The organism is Thalassovita mediterranea (assembly GCA_019448215.1).
In the GTDB taxonomy this organism is placed as follows: Bacteria; Pseudomonadota; Alphaproteobacteria; order Caulobacterales; family Hyphomonadaceae; genus Henriciella.
On record CP080408.1, the window covers coordinates 2,660,269 to 2,675,209 of the forward strand.

The following is a 14,941-nucleotide window of genomic DNA, read 5'->3' on the forward strand; positions in this document are numbered from 1 at the left end:
TTTTGAACCGAGATGTGGCTAGTTGCGGGGGACGCTGGACCGCTGGTTCCAGCCGCCGAGCAGCCGGTCCCAGACCGCATTTATGTAAAATCCGTTCGTGAGATGGACGCGAAGGCCGCGAACGGCGGGGTGGTCCGCCCAGAGCGGGAATGTGGCCTGTGCGAATGCCGTGGCAGCAAAGCTGAACAGAGCGGTCGCGATCATTGCCCAGCCAAGACCGTCTGGCGCAGGTGTGGACGGCAGGGATGGATAGGCGAGATGCGTCGCCAGTGTCTGGAGCCCGAAATAGGCGAGCGTTGTCGCTACCGCGTAGCCGGCCGTGTACAGCCCGAGCTGCCGGGGTGCTTTTCCTGCAAGACCCTGCGCCAGCATGTAGGCAACGCCGAAGACGAGGATGGCGCCAAGTGCGATGGCCTGTGGTGACTTGCCATCGAGCCCGAGTGTAAGCGCTACGACCGCGTAAATGCCGATCGCGATGGCGAAAGACGCGCCCACGGCCTTGAGGCTAGGCACGGCAATCGGTCCTGGCCGGCGAATTGACGCGACCTGCCGCACTGCGTCGCCAGAGTTCAGGAAGGCATGCGCTTTGTAGAGCGAGTGCAGCACAATATGCAGAAGTGCGAGCGGAAAGAGCGCCAGGCCGCACTGGAAGATCATGAAGCCCATCTGGCTTATGGTCGACCATGCGAGTGATGTCTTCACCGCAGGCTGGGTCAGCATCACGAGGCCCGCGAAGAGCGCCGTAAAGCCCCCGATCATCACCAGCATGGCAAGGACACCTGGGGCGAGTAGCATGACGTCCGCGAAGCGGATCAGAAGGAACCCGCCTGCATTGATAATACCCGCGTGAAGCAGCGCAGAAACAGGCGTCGGGGTCTCCATCACTTCGGTCAGCCAGCCATGGAATGGAAACTGGGCCGACTTCAGAAGCGCGGCGCAGGCCAGAAGGAATGCGGCAAGGACAATTATCGCGCTGCCAGGCTCAGTGCCGCTGCGTGCGATAGCGTTGATTTCGGCAATGTTGCCGGTGCCGAACTGCGTCCACAGAGCGACACCAGCGGCCAGCAGAAAGAGATCGCCTGCCCGAGCAAAGAGAAACTTCTTCTTCGCGGCGCGCTGTGCACCCCGCCGATCAGGATAGAACAGCAGCAGCTTGTGAAGGAAGAAGCTGGTCGTCATCCAGAAAATGAAGAGCTGGACGATATGGCCGGACATCACGAACAGAAGGACCGAAGCCATGGCGAGAGACATCAGCCCGAGAAAACGGCCTTGCCGGGCCTCGCCCTCCAGATATTGGCCGCTATAGGCGAGCACGATCGAACCGATGAAACCGATCAACGCGACGAGAGAAGCGCTGACAATGTCGAAGCGCAGGGTCAGCAAGACAAATTCGCCTGGGCCGATTGCGAGCGTCGATGCGCCGGTCATGAGGTAAAGGGCGAGCGCGCCGACGGAAATCGGCGCGATCAGCAGACCAAGCCAAGGCACAGCCTTACGAATTGGAGGGTATGGAGCCGACTGACTGAAACTCACGAGAGCCGTGCCCAAAAGAATTAGCGGGGGTGTCAGCAAGAGGAATGGGGCGAAGGACATGCCGATGTCTCCTTGTTCATCGGCGTCTCGCTATCAAAGGCAAATAGTTTAGTATAATACAATATATCGTCCAAATCGTTCTTTTATGGAGAACGAATATGCTGAACTACAATCACCTTCGGTACTTCTGGATCGTGGCTCGAGAAGGCAACCTCACACGCGCCGCGGAATCTCTGAATCTCTCGCAATCGGCGCTCTCCACCCAGATCAGGAAGCTTGAAGACAGTCTTGGCCATGACCTGTTCGAGCGTCGCGGGCGGTCACTGGTCCTGACAGAAGCAGGCCAGATTGCGCTCGATCACTCCGACGCGATTTTTGCGGCCGGAGAGGAGATGGTTGGCCGGCTCCGGCATTCGGAACGCCAGCAGAAAACGATCCTCAGGGTCGGGGCACTGTCCACTCTATCTCGCAACTTCCAAATCGGATTTCTGAGACCTGTCGTTCAGGCGCCCGACGTTGAGGTCATCATCCGGTCCGGCACGATTGCGGAACTACTGGCAAGCCTTGAAGCGCACCGGCTCGATATCGTCCTCGTCAACCAGGTGCCTCTCAGGGATTCTGCAACGCCCTGGTCATCGCGCATTTTGGCCGAACAGGAAATCAGCCTGGTTGGAACGCCGGAGCGCCTGTCTGGCAGGTCAGATCTTGTCGAGCTTCTGTCTACTGAGCCTGTTATCCTTCCGACCGCCGATAGCGGCTTCAGAAACGGCGTCGACGTCCTTTTCGAGCAGCTCAATCTTTCTCCAACGATCGCGGCCGAAGTTGACGATATGGCGATGATGCGCTTGCTTACTCGTGAGGATATCGGGCTCGCCATCCTTCCGCCGATCGTTGTGACGGACGAACTCGCAAATGGGCGGCTTGCTGAGGCATGCAAGCTAAGCAATGTCCGCGAGACGTTTTCCGCAATCACGATGAAAAAGCGCCTGCCAAATGCAGCTTTGGAGACCTTATTCGGGACGAGCTAAGCGGACGCGGTTGATTGGTGGGAGGGACGCCGGCCCAGTGATGGCTCAATACGATTGGCTGTCGATTCGCTGCTAGGCGGCTTCTTCGCGGTCCTGATTGCTCGACCTTTCTGCAGACTCTTCCAGAATGCCGCGCCGGTCCCAGTCACCTTCCGGGCGGATGAGGATGAAGGGGTCGCTTCCGGCTGTGAGCGGGTTGGGGTGGCGTGGCACGGGGATGTCGATCTCGAGATATTCGAAGTCCGAAAAGCTGAAACTCTCCCGGCCATCCTGTAGTTCACAATGGAGTACGCGGGACCAGAGCGGCCAGAGCCGCGCCTGGATCTGGCCAATCATCAGGCGGTAGCCCTTGCGCGCGGCAATCTCGATCGCGTGGGCGAGCAGGATGCGCTCAATGTGCCTGCCCCGCATGGAAGGCAGGATGCAGACCCTCTCAATCTTTCCGAAGTCAGCAAACCATCTGAGGCGCAGCGTGCCGACAGGTTCGCGGCCGATGAAGGCGATCAGGTGAAGCGCGGCAAGGTCATTGCCGTCATATTCCTCGTCATAGGGACAGCGCTGTTCGGCCATGAAGACAGCGGCGCGGATGGCGAAGACACGCTGGAGATCGTCCAGTGACTGTACCGGGCGCACACGCAGGGCGCGAAAACTGTCCGGTGTAGGCGGGCGGCGCAGGGCTTTGCAGCCTGTCGCCGGGTAAGCGAGTGGTGTCGTCATTGGTCGGCGCTCACAGGGTCGGAGACGAAGAGGTCTTTCAGGCCGCCCTGCAGTGGTCGGTAGCCGAGTGTCAGCATGGAGCGGGCACCGTCTTCAGTGGCGCCGCGGGCATAGGTCGGCACTGGTGCGAAGGCATTCAGGCGCAAATCGCCTGCCGCCATGAGGACGGATTTGCGAGCCTCTCGTGTTGCGCCGGCATAGATGCCGCAATAGACGCCAAAGATTGGCGTATTGGCCGGCGCGATGTGGCGGATGGCCGGGTCTGCCGGGTTAAAGCTGCCATCTTCAACAGCCCCCCTGCCCTCTTCAGTGACTGGCACCACCAGGAAGATGCCCGCAATCGGGTCGCCTGTGTTCCAGATGGTCATCTGGGTGATCGTGTCGATGGTTGCGACAACTTCAGGCCTTGCAAGCGCGCCGCCGACAAGGGCTTCGCCCAGTTTCAGCGTCTCAATCACCTCGCCGGGCCTTGCGCGGCGAAGAGAATACTTTCCCATGATTGCCGCAACGCGTTCAGGAGATGTGTTGCAATATGGCCGGGCGGTTTGTGATACAACTGTGCGGTGAATGGTCATGAAAAACTCCCTTTACGCGAGATTCTTCGTTTTTCGCGCAAGGGTTGTCAAGTTGTGCGATTTACTTTTTTTCAAATCGAGGTCAGGGCATGGCCACTGCCCTTGGCCCGGAAGGCATTTGAATGAAAAAGACATCCCTCGACTGGGACAAACTGCGCGTCTTTGGCGTCGTTGCTGAGCTCAAAAGCCTGACCGCAGCTGGCAAGCGCCTCGGCGAATCCACTCCGACCGTCAGCCGCAAGATTGACGAGCTTGAGAAGATGCTCGGCTGCCAGCTGTTCAGCCGCACCACAAAAGGCGTGGAGCTGACCGAGGCGGGGCGAGAGGTTCAGAGACGCACGCGCGCCATGACCGATAGCGCAAATGACATCGTCAACACGGTGAGTGACTTTGACCTCGAAGGAACCGGCAGCTTGCGGTTTTCAGGACAGGATGGCGTTGCCTCGCATTGGCTCGCGCGTCTCGTCCCGCAATTTCAGGAAGAACGGCCGGGCGTAGACCTCGACTTTCAGATTGCAGATCGGGATGCAGACCTCGCCACCGGTGACGCAGATCTCAGCATCACGTTCAGCGAGCCGCGCCAGAGAGACATCCTCTCCATACGACTTGGCGTGCTGCACTATATGTTCTTCGCCACGAAGGATTACCTGGCTGGGCGCACGGCGCCCGCCAGTCTTTATGACCTGCAGGGGCATGACGTGTTGATGCACGATGCCTACTCATACCAGATCGAAAACTGGTCGAGCCGGGCCGTCGACTTGAAGAAGGCAATCCGGTTCAAACTGCTGACGAATTCGGGCACCGTCCTGCGCGAGATCTGTGCGGCTGGGGGCGGCATTGCGGTCATGCCTTCATACGTCATCGAACTCGACCCGCGACTTATTGCGCTAGAGCTTCAGGAAGTCGCGCCGATCCAGTTCTGGCTGACCTATACGCCGCGCATGCAACGCCTGTCGCATGGGCGCCAGTTCATCGACTGGACGCGCAAGCAGTTTTCAGCAGAGAAATCGCCCTGGTTCCAGGACACGTTTGTGCATCCGAACCAGTTCGACAAATACGCGAAGCGCGGCCGCTAGGCCGTCAGGACTTCAGAACGTTTTCAGAATAGTGATGATGGCCTCAAGTTTCTTGGGGTCATCAATCGTGCGCGTGACGCGGTTTACTTCGGCGCGCATGCGGTCGATTTCACTGTCTTCGCCATCGGTGCTGCCGAGAAGGACTTCATCCGGAAAGAGGTGGTCGATCGGAACGGCGAGCAGGTTCGCGATGGCGGCGAGCGTACCGGCGCTGATACGGTTTGTGCCGTTCTCGTATTTGTGGACCTGCTGGTAGGAAAGACCGAGCTGCTTGGCGAGATCATCAAGGGTCATACCAACGCGGCGGCGTGCCTGGCGCACGAGTTGACCTATCCCGCGGTCAGCATCACTCACCTTGCGCGGCGAAGCGGTCAAAACAGTGCCCATAGAAACCCCTCGTTTATTGCAACTCTAACTGTCAGTTGTTGATATATGTTATCGCCTAGCTTTATCCGTTACATCAATCGGGCCGTTCATAAAAAATATGAAACGCAAAGATGTCATATAGTTTAGATAAAGTGTTCGATACTATAGAATAAAAAAAGGGCCGCCCGTAGGCAGCCCAGTTCAAGCAAGAAGGACGCCGGCGGCCAGAGCGTTGGGAGAAAGAGTCTCCCGTCTCCGCAGCCGACATCCCTTATGTATCAGAAGCTAGCTGAACGCCGTTGTGCACGGCCTGTTGTCTTATGTTCAGCAGCCCTCGAGGCGATCAGCTGATCTTCCAGTCCTTCTTGACCTCATCTGTATGAGCGCCCGGGCTGGCCGGCGGTCGCTGGATCTTGCCTGGCGTCTTTGAGAAGCGCGGCGCCGGTGCTGGCTGGGTAACGCCCTCATAGTTGACGAAAGTCTGGCGTTCCTTGTTGTGCGGATGCTCGGGCGCTTCAGTCATGGAGAGGACCGGAGCAAAGCACACATCGGTGCCTTCCATGATCTCACACCACTCGTCGCGGGTCTTGGTCTTGAAGACGTCGATGATCTTGGCCTTGAGCTCTGGCCATTTGGAGCGGTCCATCTGGTGCTGGAAGTCCGGATCGGTGAGACCGGCCTTTTCAAGCAAGAGCGCGTAGAATTGCGGCTCGATCGAGCCGATGGCGACATAGCCGCCATCCTTGGTCTCATAGGTGTCGTAGAAGTGGGCTCCGCCATCGAGCATGTTGTCCTCACGCTCATCGCTCCAGACGCCCATGGCGCGCATGCCAAAGAACATGGAGGTCAGGGACGCCGCGCCATCAGTCATGGCAACGTCGATCACCTGCCCCTCGCCGCCGCCGCGGGCGTTGAGGATGGCGGCCAGAAGACCAAAAGCGAGATAGAGCGCGCCGCCGCCATAATCGCCAATGAGGTTGAGTGGCGGGTATGGACGCTCACCCTTGCGGCCCATCGCGCCGAGTGCGCCAGTAAGCGCGATATAGTTGAGGTCGTGGCCGGCAGCTTGTGACAGCGGGCCGAACTGACCCCAGCCGGTCATGCGGCCATAGGCCAGCTTCGGGTTGCGCGCGAGCACGACATCCGGGCCGAGGCCGAGGCGTTCCATAACACCCGGGCGGAAGCCCTCGATAAGACCGTCAGCCTTTTCGATCAGCTTGAGCGCGGTTTCGACATCGTCCGGGTTCTTGAGGTCGAGCGCGATGGAGCGGCGACCGCGCGATTCGACATTCGCTGGCGTGGCGGCGCGCCCGCCCTTGCCTGCCCTGTCGATGCGCACAACGTCTGCGCCAAGGTCCGACAGGAGCATGCCGCAGAACGGCCCCGGCCCAATGCCCTGAAATTCAACAATCCTGATGCCTGTAAGTGGTCCGCTGGCCATCGCCTCGCTCCTCCCTGATTTCGCAATGGCGAGACCATATAAGAGCGGGTCTGGCTGCCAAGACTTGCCGTCGCGTCGCACCAGTCGCTGGTCTGCAGCGGCAAAGGGGCAGTCAGGCGGGTGTCAGGGCGCTGAGCTCACGAAGCAGGTTGCGGATGAGCTGGATGCGCTTTTCCTTCTCGTCCGGCGCGCGGGTGACGACCAGCTTGCCATCCGGGCGAAGCTTCATGGAATTCGGGCGCGACTGGACGATGGTCATCAGCTCGCGCGGCTCCACGGGCGTATCTTCGCGGAAGGCCATGACGATGCCCTTCGGGCCGGAATCGAGCTTGCCGATGCCAAGCTTCTTACAGGCCGCCTTGATGGCGGTGATGTCGAGGAGCTGCTTGGTCTCTTCAGGGAGCGGGCCGAACCGGTCGATAAGCTCGGCGGCGAAACGCTCACGGCCTTCATCGGTGTCGATCTCAGCAAGGCGGCGGTAGAGGCCGAGGCGAACGCCTAGGTCCTCGACATAGTCTTCCGGGATAAGAACCGCGACGCCAAGATTGATCTGCGGTGACCAGTCGTCTGCGACTTCTTCTTCGAGGTCGCTGCCGGATTTGAGGGCGTTGACCGCGTCTTCCAGCATGGACTGGTAGAGTTCGACGCCGACTTCCTTGACGTGGCCGGACTGCTGGTCGCCGAGGAGGTTACCAGAGCCGCGCATGTCGAGGTCGTGGCTCGCAAGCTGGAAGCCTGCGCCAAGGCTGTCGAGCGATTGCAGGATGCGCAGGCGGCGCTCGGCGCCTGGCGTCATCACATGCTCACGCGGCGTGGTGAGGTAGGCATAGGCACGAAGCTTGGACCGGCCGACGCGTCCACGAAGCTGGTAGAGCTGCGCCAGGCCGAACATGTCGGAGCGATAGATGACGAGCGTATTGGCGCGCGGAATGTCGAGCCCGCTTTCGACGATCGTGGTCGAGAGCAGCACGTCATACTCGCCCTCATAGAAGGCGGTCATGATGTCTTCGAGCTCTGTTGGTGGCATCTGCCCGTGAGCGACGATGAAGCTCACCTCCGGCACGTTGTCGCGCATGAAGGTTTCGAGGAAATCGAGGTCAGAGATACGCGGGGCGACGAAGAAGGCCTGACCGCCGCGATACTTCTCACGCAGCAGCGCCTCACGGATCGTGACGGTGTCGAACTCGGCGACATAGGTGCGCACAGACAGGCGGTCGACGGGCGGGGTCGCGATGATGGAAAGATCGCGGATGCCGGTGAGCGCCATCTGGAGGGTGCGCGGGATCGGCGTTGCCGAAAGCGTCAGGACGTGGACGTCCGATTTCAGTTCTTTCAGCCGCTCCTTGTGCTTCACGCCAAAGCGTTGCTCCTCATCGACGATGAGAAGGCCGAGACGCTTGAACTCGATCGACTTTGACAGGAGTGCATGGGTGCCGACGACGATGTCGACATCGCCGCTGGTGAGGCCCTCGCGGGCGTCGTTCGCTTCCTTTTGCGTGACCATGCGCGACAGGTGTCGGACTTTGACCGGCCAATTGGCGAAGCGTTCGGCGAAGGATTTGAAGTGCTGGCGCGCGAGCAGTGTGGTCGGCGCGATGACGGCGACCTGCATACCGCTCATTGCGGCCACGAAGGCGGCGCGAAGGGCAACTTCAGTCTTGCCGAAGCCGACATCGCCGCAGACCAGGCGGTCCATCGGCTTGCCGCTGGCGAGGTCTTCGAGCGTATCCTCGATGGCGTTGAGCTGGTCGTCTGTCTCTTCGTAAGGGAAGCGGGCGGCGAACTCTTCGTAGAGTCCCTGCCCTGTTGTCGTTGGTTCGGCCTTCTTGAGTTCGCGCGCGGCGGCGATCTCCAGCAGCTCTGCCGCCATTTCGAGGATGCGCTTCTTGGCTTTCGCCTTGCGGGTCTGCCAGCCGACACCGCCCAGCTTGTCGACGGCGCTTTCGGCGTCATCGCTGCCATAGCGGCTGATAAGGTCGACGTTCTCGACCGGCAGGAAGATCTTGTCGCCGCCGGAATATTCGAGCTCCAGGCAGTCATGCGGCGCGCCGGTCAGCTCGAGTGTCTTGAGGCCGGCATAACGGCCAACACCATGATCGACGTGCACGACGAGGTCGCCTGTATTGAGGGAGGCCGCCTCGGAAATGAAGTTCGCGGCCTTGCGCTTGCGGCGCGGGGCTGCCAGCCGGTCACCGAGCACGTCGGGTTCTGAGATGATGGCGAGAGATTCGGTCTCGATCCCCTGCTCTAGCGGCAATTCACAGATGCTGAGGCCAGCCGTGACCGCCGCTTCCATGGAATAGACCCGCGGCAATGCGCCGAGCCCGTGATCATCCATGACATTGACGAGCCGGTCGGCAGAGCCGGACGTCCACGCCCCGAAGATAACGGTCAGGCCTCTTTCACGCAGGGCTTGCGCATGGGCGGCGGCCGATTTGAAGACGTTCGTCTCTGGCTGCGCGCGTTCTGGTGCGAAGTCGCGGCCGTGCTTACCGCCGAGGTCGATGCCGGTTTCGGCGCCTGCGGCAGAGAAGCGGGCGATGCCGCGTGCGGAAAGCTCTTCGTCGAGCTCTCGATTGCTCAGATAGAGTGCGTCCGGCGGGAGGACGCGCGAGGGGCGGTCCTCGGTGGCCGCTTCGAGCCGGGCGGCGTGATAGTCTTCGGCCTGTGAGCGGCGCTCACTTGAGGCCTCGCCCGCCAGATAGCCAAAGCCGATAAGGGCATCGCTGCCGATATAATCGAACAGGCTGTCGAGATGGTCGTGGAAGAGCGGGAGCCAGTTTTCGAGACCCTGCCGCCTGATCTGAGCCCGCGCGGCCTCATACATCGTGTCGCCGCCTGGCGCGCCGAAGGCATCAAGGTATTTCTCGCGAAACAGGCTGAGCGTGTCGCTGGAGAAGAGAATCTCGGAGACGGGTGCAAGCGTGATCGATGGCAGCTCGCGCGTTGAAATCTGGGTTTCCGGATTAAAGGCTTTCAGCTGGTCCAGCGTATCGCCAAACAGGTCGAGCCGGATCGGTTCATCGCTGGTCGGCGGATAGATATCGATGATGCCGCCGCGAATGGCGTACTCGCCCCGCTCACTCACCGTCGAGGCGCGGATATAGCCGTTGACGGACAGGTAGTCGGTGAGGGCGTCCTCTGCGAGTTCTTCGCCGACACTCATGGAGAAGCTGGCCGCGCGCATTGTTTCGCGGGGTGGCAGGCGCTGGATCAGGGATGAGCCTGTGGTGATGACCAGAAGCGGCTTGCTGCCTTCGCGTTGCTGCGCAATGCGCGCGAGCGCGGCGCAACGCTGGGACGCCACAGCGGCGCTCGGGCTGACCCGGTCATAGGGAAGCATGTCCCAGCCCGGCAGAAGGACGCGGTCCATTGTCGGGTGAAAGAATTCGGCGAGCTTGAGGGCGGTCGCTGCGGTCTTGTCATCCCGCGCGACGTAGAGCGCGATGCCGCCCTTGTTCAGGAGGGAGTCCTGAAAGGCTTTGATATCCAGTCCGAAGGGCGCGCCTGAGACGTTCGTCGGCGCAGACAGGCTGGTGAGGCGCGAAGGGCTGGGCATTGGTCGATCACCTGGCGGGACAGACAGGAGCGCGCCTTCAGCGCGTTCGCCGTGTTTTTAGAGAGCGCGCGCGTCGTATCTAAAGCCGAGCAACTGGTCCAGCACAGGCCCTGCATAATTTGGCGGCACGGGTTTGTTGCCGATAATCCAGGCGTAGACTTCCCAGTCCGGCGTGGCGAGCAGGCGTTCGAACTCATCAAGTTCGGTCTCGGACATGGCATCGATCTTTTGCTGGGCGAACTGGCCCATGATCAGGTCCATTTCCCGGAAGCCACGGCGCGACGCGCGGAACTGGAGTTTGCGTTTACGTTCTTCCACGAGAGATACCTCTGTTTGAGCGTGAAACCGTCACATAGGTGAAGCTTGAGCGATTGCCCACCGACCTCTTCAATTGAAGCCTGCGACGCTTTCGATATTGTCAGCTGACCCATGCGTGATGAACGACTCTTTCCCCTGTTCCAGCCCGTCGACAAGCTTCCGGGGATTGGTCCCAAGCTGAAGCCGGTCCTTGAGCGGCTGATAGACGGCGATACGGTATGGGATCTCCTGCTCCACCTGCCGGAAAAATGGCTGGATCGCCGGGTGCGCAACAGTTTTCAGGACCTGGTCGCTGGCGAAGTCTCAACGGTTCGCGGCGAAGTCATGTCGTACAAAGCGCCCTATTCCGACCGGGCGCCGCACCGCATCCAGCTCTTTGATGGCAGTGGCTTTCTGACGCTCACCTATTTTCGTGCCGACCCGCGCTGGCTGCAGGGACAGTTTCCGATCGGCAAGGAGCGGATCGTGTCCGGCCTCGTCAGTGAGTTTCAGGGCGAGCGGCAGATGTCGCATCCAGACCATGTCGTGGACCCCGCGCGGGGTGAGCCGCCGCCGCCGGTAGAGCCGATCTATCGGCTGACGGCAGGCCTGACGAACAAACGGGTGCATTCGGCGATGATCGCCGCGCTGGACCTCGTTCCGGACGATTTGCCGGAATGGCTGGGCAATGATCTTGTCGCCGCGCAGCACTGGCCGGGCTTCAAGGCGGCGCTGGCGGGTCTGCATACGCCTGACGCTTTCGACCCTGACGCGTTCGAACTGGCACGCCGCCGCCTGTCCTATGACGAAGCCTTGGCGCGCGAGATCATCTTTGCCTTTGCACGCGAAAGCCGCGCCCGCAGGACTGCGCCGCCGCTTGAGGGGCCGAATGATGCGTTGAATGCGCTGTCGGCGCGTCTGCCCTACAAGCTGACATCGGCGCAGAGGCGGGCGATCCGCGAGATCGCAGATGATGTGGCAAGGCCGCACCCGATGAGGCGGATGCTGCAGGGGGATGTTGGCGCGGGTAAGACGCTGGTCGCGGTCATGGCCGCGTTGAAAGCGGTGTCAGCTGGCTACCAGGCCACCTTCATGGCGCCCACCGAAGTGCTGGCGCGTCAGCAATATGAGACGGTGGCAGGATTGCTCGCGCCCCTCGGCCATGAGGTGGCGATCCTGACAGGCCGTGAGAAAGGTCCAAAGCGCGAATCGACGCTCATGGGGCTCGCCGATGGCAGCATTCATGTCGCGGTCGGCACGCAGGCTCTTTTTCAGGAAAGCGTGTCTTTCCGGAAGCTTGGCCTCATCGTGGTGGATGAACAGCATCGCTTTGGTGTTGCCGACCGGATGCGTCTCATCGAAAAGGCGTCGGCGCCGCATATGCTGGTAATGAGCGCGACGCCTATTCCGAGGACGCTGGCGCAGTCGGTGCATGGCGACCTCGATATCTCGATCCTTGATGAGAAGCCTGCAGGCCGTCAGCCGATTGAAACTCGTGCGATTCCCGACACACGCATCGAGGACGTCGTCGAAGCGATCGGACGCGCGATTGACCGAGGCGAGCGTGTCTTCTGGGTCTGTCCGCGCGTCGATGCAGATGAGGATGACAGCTCGGCCGTCGCCCGCGCCGCTGCGCTGGAGGACTGGCTCGGGCAGAAGGTCGGCCTCGTGCATGGCCGCCTGCGCGGCGACCAGAAGGACGAGGCACTTGAGGCATTCAGGCGCGGCGATACGAAAGTGCTCGTTGCGACGACGGTGATTGAGGTTGGCGTCGATGTGCCAAATGCCACGGTCATGGTGATCGAGCGGGCCGAAGGATTTGGCCTGGCGCAGTTGCACCAGCTGCGCGGGCGGGTGGGGCGCGGTGAGCGCAAATCCTATTGCATCCTGCTCTACCGGCCTCCCCTCGGTGAGCTCGCGCACAAGCGGCTTGAGACGCTACGCGAGACTGAGGATGGGTTTGCGATTGCCGAGGCGGATTTCAAGCTGCGCGGGCCTGGCGATGTGCTCGGTGTGCGCCAGTCCGGCGCTGTCGATTACAGGATTGTCGACCTGCAGACCGACGCTGACCTCATCGAAATCGCCCGCAAGGATGCCCGCTATGCAATTGAAACTGATCCCGGCCTGGTGAGCGAGCGGGGCCAGGCGCTAAGCATCCTCAGAGAGCTTCTCAGTCCGCTCGTCCGCCAGCGGGAGTGAGCGCTGCTTAGGTGTCTCTTCGCCGTGCTCAGGCACAACGAGGCCAGCCGACAGGATCATCTTAGCGCCGTCCTCGATCGACATGTCCATCTCGATGCATTCAGATTCCCGCACATAGATAAGGAAGCCCGAGGTCGGGTTTGGCGTCGTTGGAACGAAGACACCGATAAAGTCGGCGCCTAGACGGTGCGCGATCTCACCCTTTGCATTGGACGATACAAAGCCGATGCACCATGAGCCGACCTTCGGGTACTCCACCATAACCACACGATCATAAGAGGCCTGCTGATTGTTGGTGAGCACCTCGATCAGCTGTTTGAAGGCGGCATATACGTTGCGGACAATTGGCACGCTGGAGAGAAGCCGGTCTGCGCCCCGCACGACTGAACGACCAAGTAGGTTCGTGGTGACCGCGCCGAGAATCGTCAGCGCCACGATCATCACGATCACGCCAAAGCCGGGAATCGCGATGTTCGTATAGGTCTCTGGCTGAATGATCGGCGGCAGCAGGGGTTTGACCCTGTTGTCGATGAAATTGATCAGGAATTGCAGGACGAAAAAGGTGATCGCAATCGGGGCGGCGATGACCATGCCTGCGAGGAATCTACCCCGCAGCCACGCCCACAGACTGGGCCGTTTCGGCTCGGGTGCCATCAATCCGTTGTCAGAGTGACCGGATTTATCCGCCATAAAAGCGCTCCTGAAAAGTGGTCGTGGTTTACGTTGAGTATGGCTTGGAGATCATATGATTTCCGTTAATTGTGGCGAAGATGAGTGAGAAACAAGAATTCGATAGCAGGCTGCAGGCGGTCCTTAGACGCGTGTATGGCGAGCAGACAGCGCTGGCCTCTGCCAACCGGCTGTCAGGTGGCGCAAGCCAGGAAACCTGGCTGCTTACCCTCAACGGTACCGGAGCCCCGGAGACGCTGATCCTGCGGCGCGCGCCGGAAGGCATGGAAGCGACTGATGATTCGCGCGCGATTGGCTTGCCGAACGAAGCAAAGCTGATCCGTAAGGCCCACGATGCCGGCGTGGCGGTGCCCGAAGTCGTCCATGTGCTGGAGCCGGATGAAGGTGTCGGCGAAGGCTTTATCATGTCCCGAGTCGAAGGCGAGACGATCGCGCGGCGCATCCTGCGCGATGATGAGTATGCCAAGGCTCGAGAGAACCTGCCGGCACAATGTGGCCGCGCGCTGGCTGGCATCCACCGCATCGATGGCTCTGATGTGCCGCGTATTCGCGAGAGCACCGGTCTTGCGCAGGTCGAGCAGTATGAGCAGACCTATCAGGAAATCGGTGTCTGCAGGCCCATATTCGACCTCGCGATTGTCTGGCTGAAAGAAAATGCGCCAAAGCCGCTTGAGCCGATGCTCGTGCATGGCGACTTCCGGCTCGGCAATATCATGGTGGATGAGCAGGGTCTGGCGGCCGTGCTGGACTGGGAGCTCGCCCATTATGGCGACCCGCGTGAGGATATTGGCTGGATGTGCACCAATTCCTGGCGGTTCGGGCAGTCTGACAAGCGCCTTGGCGGCTTTGGCGATGTAGAACCGCTGCTGGAAGCCTATGCTGCTGCGGGCGGCGCGGAATTCACGCCGCGCGATATCGACTGGTGGGACATGCTGGGCAGCATGAAGTGGGGCATCATGTGTATGGGCATGTACGAGACGTTCCGCTCTGGCGCCGATGCGAGTGTTGAGCGTGCAGCCATTGGTCGGCGCGTCTCAGAGACCGAGATGGACCTTGTGAACCTTCTGGAGGGCCAACGTCATGCATGATCAGCCAAGTGTCAGTGAACTCGTTCAGGCGGTTAAGAATTTCGTCGATCATTCGGCAATGCCGGAGCTGAAAGGCCGCGCCGCTTTCCATGCGCGCGTTGCGTCCAACGTGCTAGCAACGATCCTTCGGGACCTCGAAGCGCGCGAAGGCAATGACGCGGCCGAGTATGAGCGCCTCAAAGCCCTGCTGCCCGGCAGTGACGGAAAATCCCGCGAGGCGCTGAATGAGGAACTCCGTGGCAAGATCCGCTCGGGCGAGCTGACGGTTGAGTCGGCGGCCCTGATGGATCACCTCAAAAAGACCGCAATTGCGCAGTTGAAGGTCGATCAACCGAAATACTCGGGACTGGCAACCGCTCTAGAGGACTGAAT

Annotated in this window: 13 protein-coding genes; 5 read left to right on the forward strand and 8 right to left on the reverse strand. The window is 60.7% G+C overall.

Annotation, left to right across the window (positions count from 1 at the left end):
- Positions 1-18 precede the first annotated feature (18 nt).
- A complete protein-coding gene (locus KUV46_12995) occupies positions 19-1,593 on the reverse strand; it encodes an oxidoreductase (GenBank protein ID QYJ00245.1) in 1,575 nt (524 codons plus the stop codon).
- A 98-nt stretch (positions 1,594-1,691) separates the two neighbouring features.
- On the opposite strand from KUV46_12995, the gene KUV46_13000 reads away from it, so the two are divergent.
- Entirely contained in the window at positions 1,692-2,561 is an 870-nt protein-coding gene (locus tag KUV46_13000) for a LysR family transcriptional regulator (GenBank protein ID QYJ00246.1), read from the forward strand.
- A gap of 72 nt (positions 2,562-2,633) precedes the next feature.
- On the opposite strand, the gene KUV46_13005 is transcribed toward KUV46_13000, so the two are convergent.
- A complete protein-coding gene (locus KUV46_13005) occupies positions 2,634-3,278 on the reverse strand; it encodes a GNAT family N-acetyltransferase (protein QYJ00247.1) in 645 nt (214 codons plus the stop codon).
- The gene (locus tag KUV46_13010; protein ID QYJ00248.1) at positions 3,275-3,775 is read right to left on the reverse strand and encodes a hypothetical protein; all 501 of its coding nucleotides are present in this window, start codon (positions 3,773-3,775) and stop codon (positions 3,275-3,277) included. Before KUV46_13010 ends, KUV46_13005 begins: the two co-directional genes overlap by 4 nt.
- A 200-nt stretch (positions 3,776-3,975) precedes the next feature.
- On the opposite strand from KUV46_13010, the gene KUV46_13015 reads away from it, so the two are divergent.
- Positions 3,976-4,929 carry a LysR family transcriptional regulator gene (locus KUV46_13015; protein ID QYJ00249.1) on the forward strand — a complete coding sequence of 318 codons (954 nt, stop codon included), beginning with the start codon at positions 3,976-3,978 and terminating at the stop codon, positions 4,927-4,929.
- 12 nt (positions 4,930-4,941) lie between these two features.
- Here the strand turns inward: KUV46_13015 and KUV46_13020 are convergent, their stop codons facing one another.
- The 4 genes from KUV46_13020 to KUV46_13035 all read right to left on the reverse strand — a co-directional run bounded on the left by KUV46_13020 (position 4,942) and on the right by KUV46_13035 (position 10,556).
- Positions 4,942-5,316 (reverse strand): helix-turn-helix domain-containing protein, encoded by a 375-nt coding sequence (locus tag KUV46_13020; GenBank protein ID QYJ00250.1) that lies wholly within the window; start codon positions 5,314-5,316, stop codon positions 4,942-4,944.
- A gap of 322 nt (positions 5,317-5,638) precedes the next feature.
- Positions 5,639-6,736, reverse strand: a complete 1,098-nt coding sequence (locus tag KUV46_13025; protein QYJ00251.1) for a CoA transferase — start codon at positions 6,734-6,736, stop codon at positions 5,639-5,641.
- Between the two features lie 112 nt (positions 6,737-6,848).
- Positions 6,849-10,295, reverse strand: a complete 3,447-nt coding sequence (gene mfd / locus KUV46_13030; protein ID QYJ00252.1) for a transcription-repair coupling factor — start codon at positions 10,293-10,295, stop codon at positions 6,849-6,851.
- A 57-nt stretch (positions 10,296-10,352) separates the two neighbouring features.
- Entirely contained in the window at positions 10,353-10,556 is a 204-nt protein-coding gene (locus tag KUV46_13035) for a succinate dehydrogenase assembly factor 2 (GenBank protein QYJ02409.1), read from the reverse strand.
- Positions 10,557-10,724: 168 nt separating this feature from the next.
- On the opposite strand from KUV46_13035, the gene recG reads away from it, so the two are divergent.
- On the forward strand, positions 10,725-12,791 hold the full coding sequence (recG, locus tag KUV46_13040; protein QYJ00253.1) for an ATP-dependent DNA helicase RecG: 2,067 nt from the start codon (positions 10,725-10,727) through the stop codon (positions 12,789-12,791).
- On the opposite strand, the gene KUV46_13045 is transcribed toward recG, so the two are convergent.
- Entirely contained in the window at positions 12,741-13,481 is a 741-nt protein-coding gene (locus tag KUV46_13045) for a DUF502 domain-containing protein (protein ID QYJ00254.1), read from the reverse strand. The two genes, recG and KUV46_13045, sit on opposite strands and share 51 nt — an antisense overlap.
- Before the next feature lie 80 nt (positions 13,482-13,561).
- On the opposite strand from KUV46_13045, the gene KUV46_13050 reads away from it, so the two are divergent.
- The gene (locus KUV46_13050; protein ID QYJ00255.1) at positions 13,562-14,569 is read left to right on the forward strand and encodes a phosphotransferase family protein; all 1,008 of its coding nucleotides are present in this window, start codon (positions 13,562-13,564) and stop codon (positions 14,567-14,569) included.
- On the forward strand, positions 14,562-14,939 hold the full coding sequence (locus KUV46_13055; protein QYJ00256.1) for a hypothetical protein: 378 nt from the start codon (positions 14,562-14,564) through the stop codon (positions 14,937-14,939). Before KUV46_13050 ends, KUV46_13055 begins: the two co-directional genes overlap by 8 nt.
- The last annotated feature ends 2 nt before the right edge of the window (positions 14,940-14,941 follow it).

What these genes read in the sequence shown, in the direction of transcription:
- KUV46_12995 (QYJ00245.1), bottom strand. Translation starts at nt 1,593, where the DNA reads ATGTCCTTCGCCCCATTCCTCTTGCTGACACCCCCGCTAATTCTTTTG.
- KUV46_13000 (QYJ00246.1), top strand. Translation starts at nt 1,692, where the DNA reads ATGCTGAACTACAATCACCTTCGGTACTTCTGGATCGTGGCTCGAGAA.
- KUV46_13005 (QYJ00247.1), bottom strand. Translation starts at nt 3,278, where the DNA reads ATGACGACACCACTCGCTTACCCGGCGACAGGCTGCAAAGCCCTGCGC.
- KUV46_13010 (QYJ00248.1), bottom strand. Translation starts at nt 3,775, where the DNA reads ATGGGAAAGTATTCTCTTCGCCGCGCAAGGCCCGGCGAGGTGATTGAG.
- KUV46_13015 (QYJ00249.1), top strand. Translation starts at nt 3,976, where the DNA reads ATGAAAAAGACATCCCTCGACTGGGACAAACTGCGCGTCTTTGGCGTC.
- KUV46_13020 (QYJ00250.1), bottom strand. Translation starts at nt 5,316, where the DNA reads ATGGGCACTGTTTTGACCGCTTCGCCGCGCAAGGTGAGTGATGCTGAC.
- KUV46_13025 (QYJ00251.1), bottom strand. Translation starts at nt 6,736, where the DNA reads ATGGCCAGCGGACCACTTACAGGCATCAGGATTGTTGAATTTCAGGGC.
- mfd (QYJ00252.1), bottom strand. Translation starts at nt 10,295, where the DNA reads ATGCCCAGCCCTTCGCGCCTCACCAGCCTGTCTGCGCCGACGAACGTC.
- KUV46_13035 (QYJ02409.1), bottom strand. Translation starts at nt 10,556, where the DNA reads ATGGACCTGATCATGGGCCAGTTCGCCCAGCAAAAGATCGATGCCATG.
- recG (QYJ00253.1), top strand. Translation starts at nt 10,725, where the DNA reads ATGCGTGATGAACGACTCTTTCCCCTGTTCCAGCCCGTCGACAAGCTT.
- KUV46_13045 (QYJ00254.1), bottom strand. Translation starts at nt 13,481, where the DNA reads ATGGCGGATAAATCCGGTCACTCTGACAACGGATTGATGGCACCCGAG.
- KUV46_13050 (QYJ00255.1), top strand. Translation starts at nt 13,562, where the DNA reads ATGAGTGAGAAACAAGAATTCGATAGCAGGCTGCAGGCGGTCCTTAGA.
- KUV46_13055 (QYJ00256.1), top strand. Translation starts at nt 14,562, where the DNA reads ATGCATGATCAGCCAAGTGTCAGTGAACTCGTTCAGGCGGTTAAGAAT.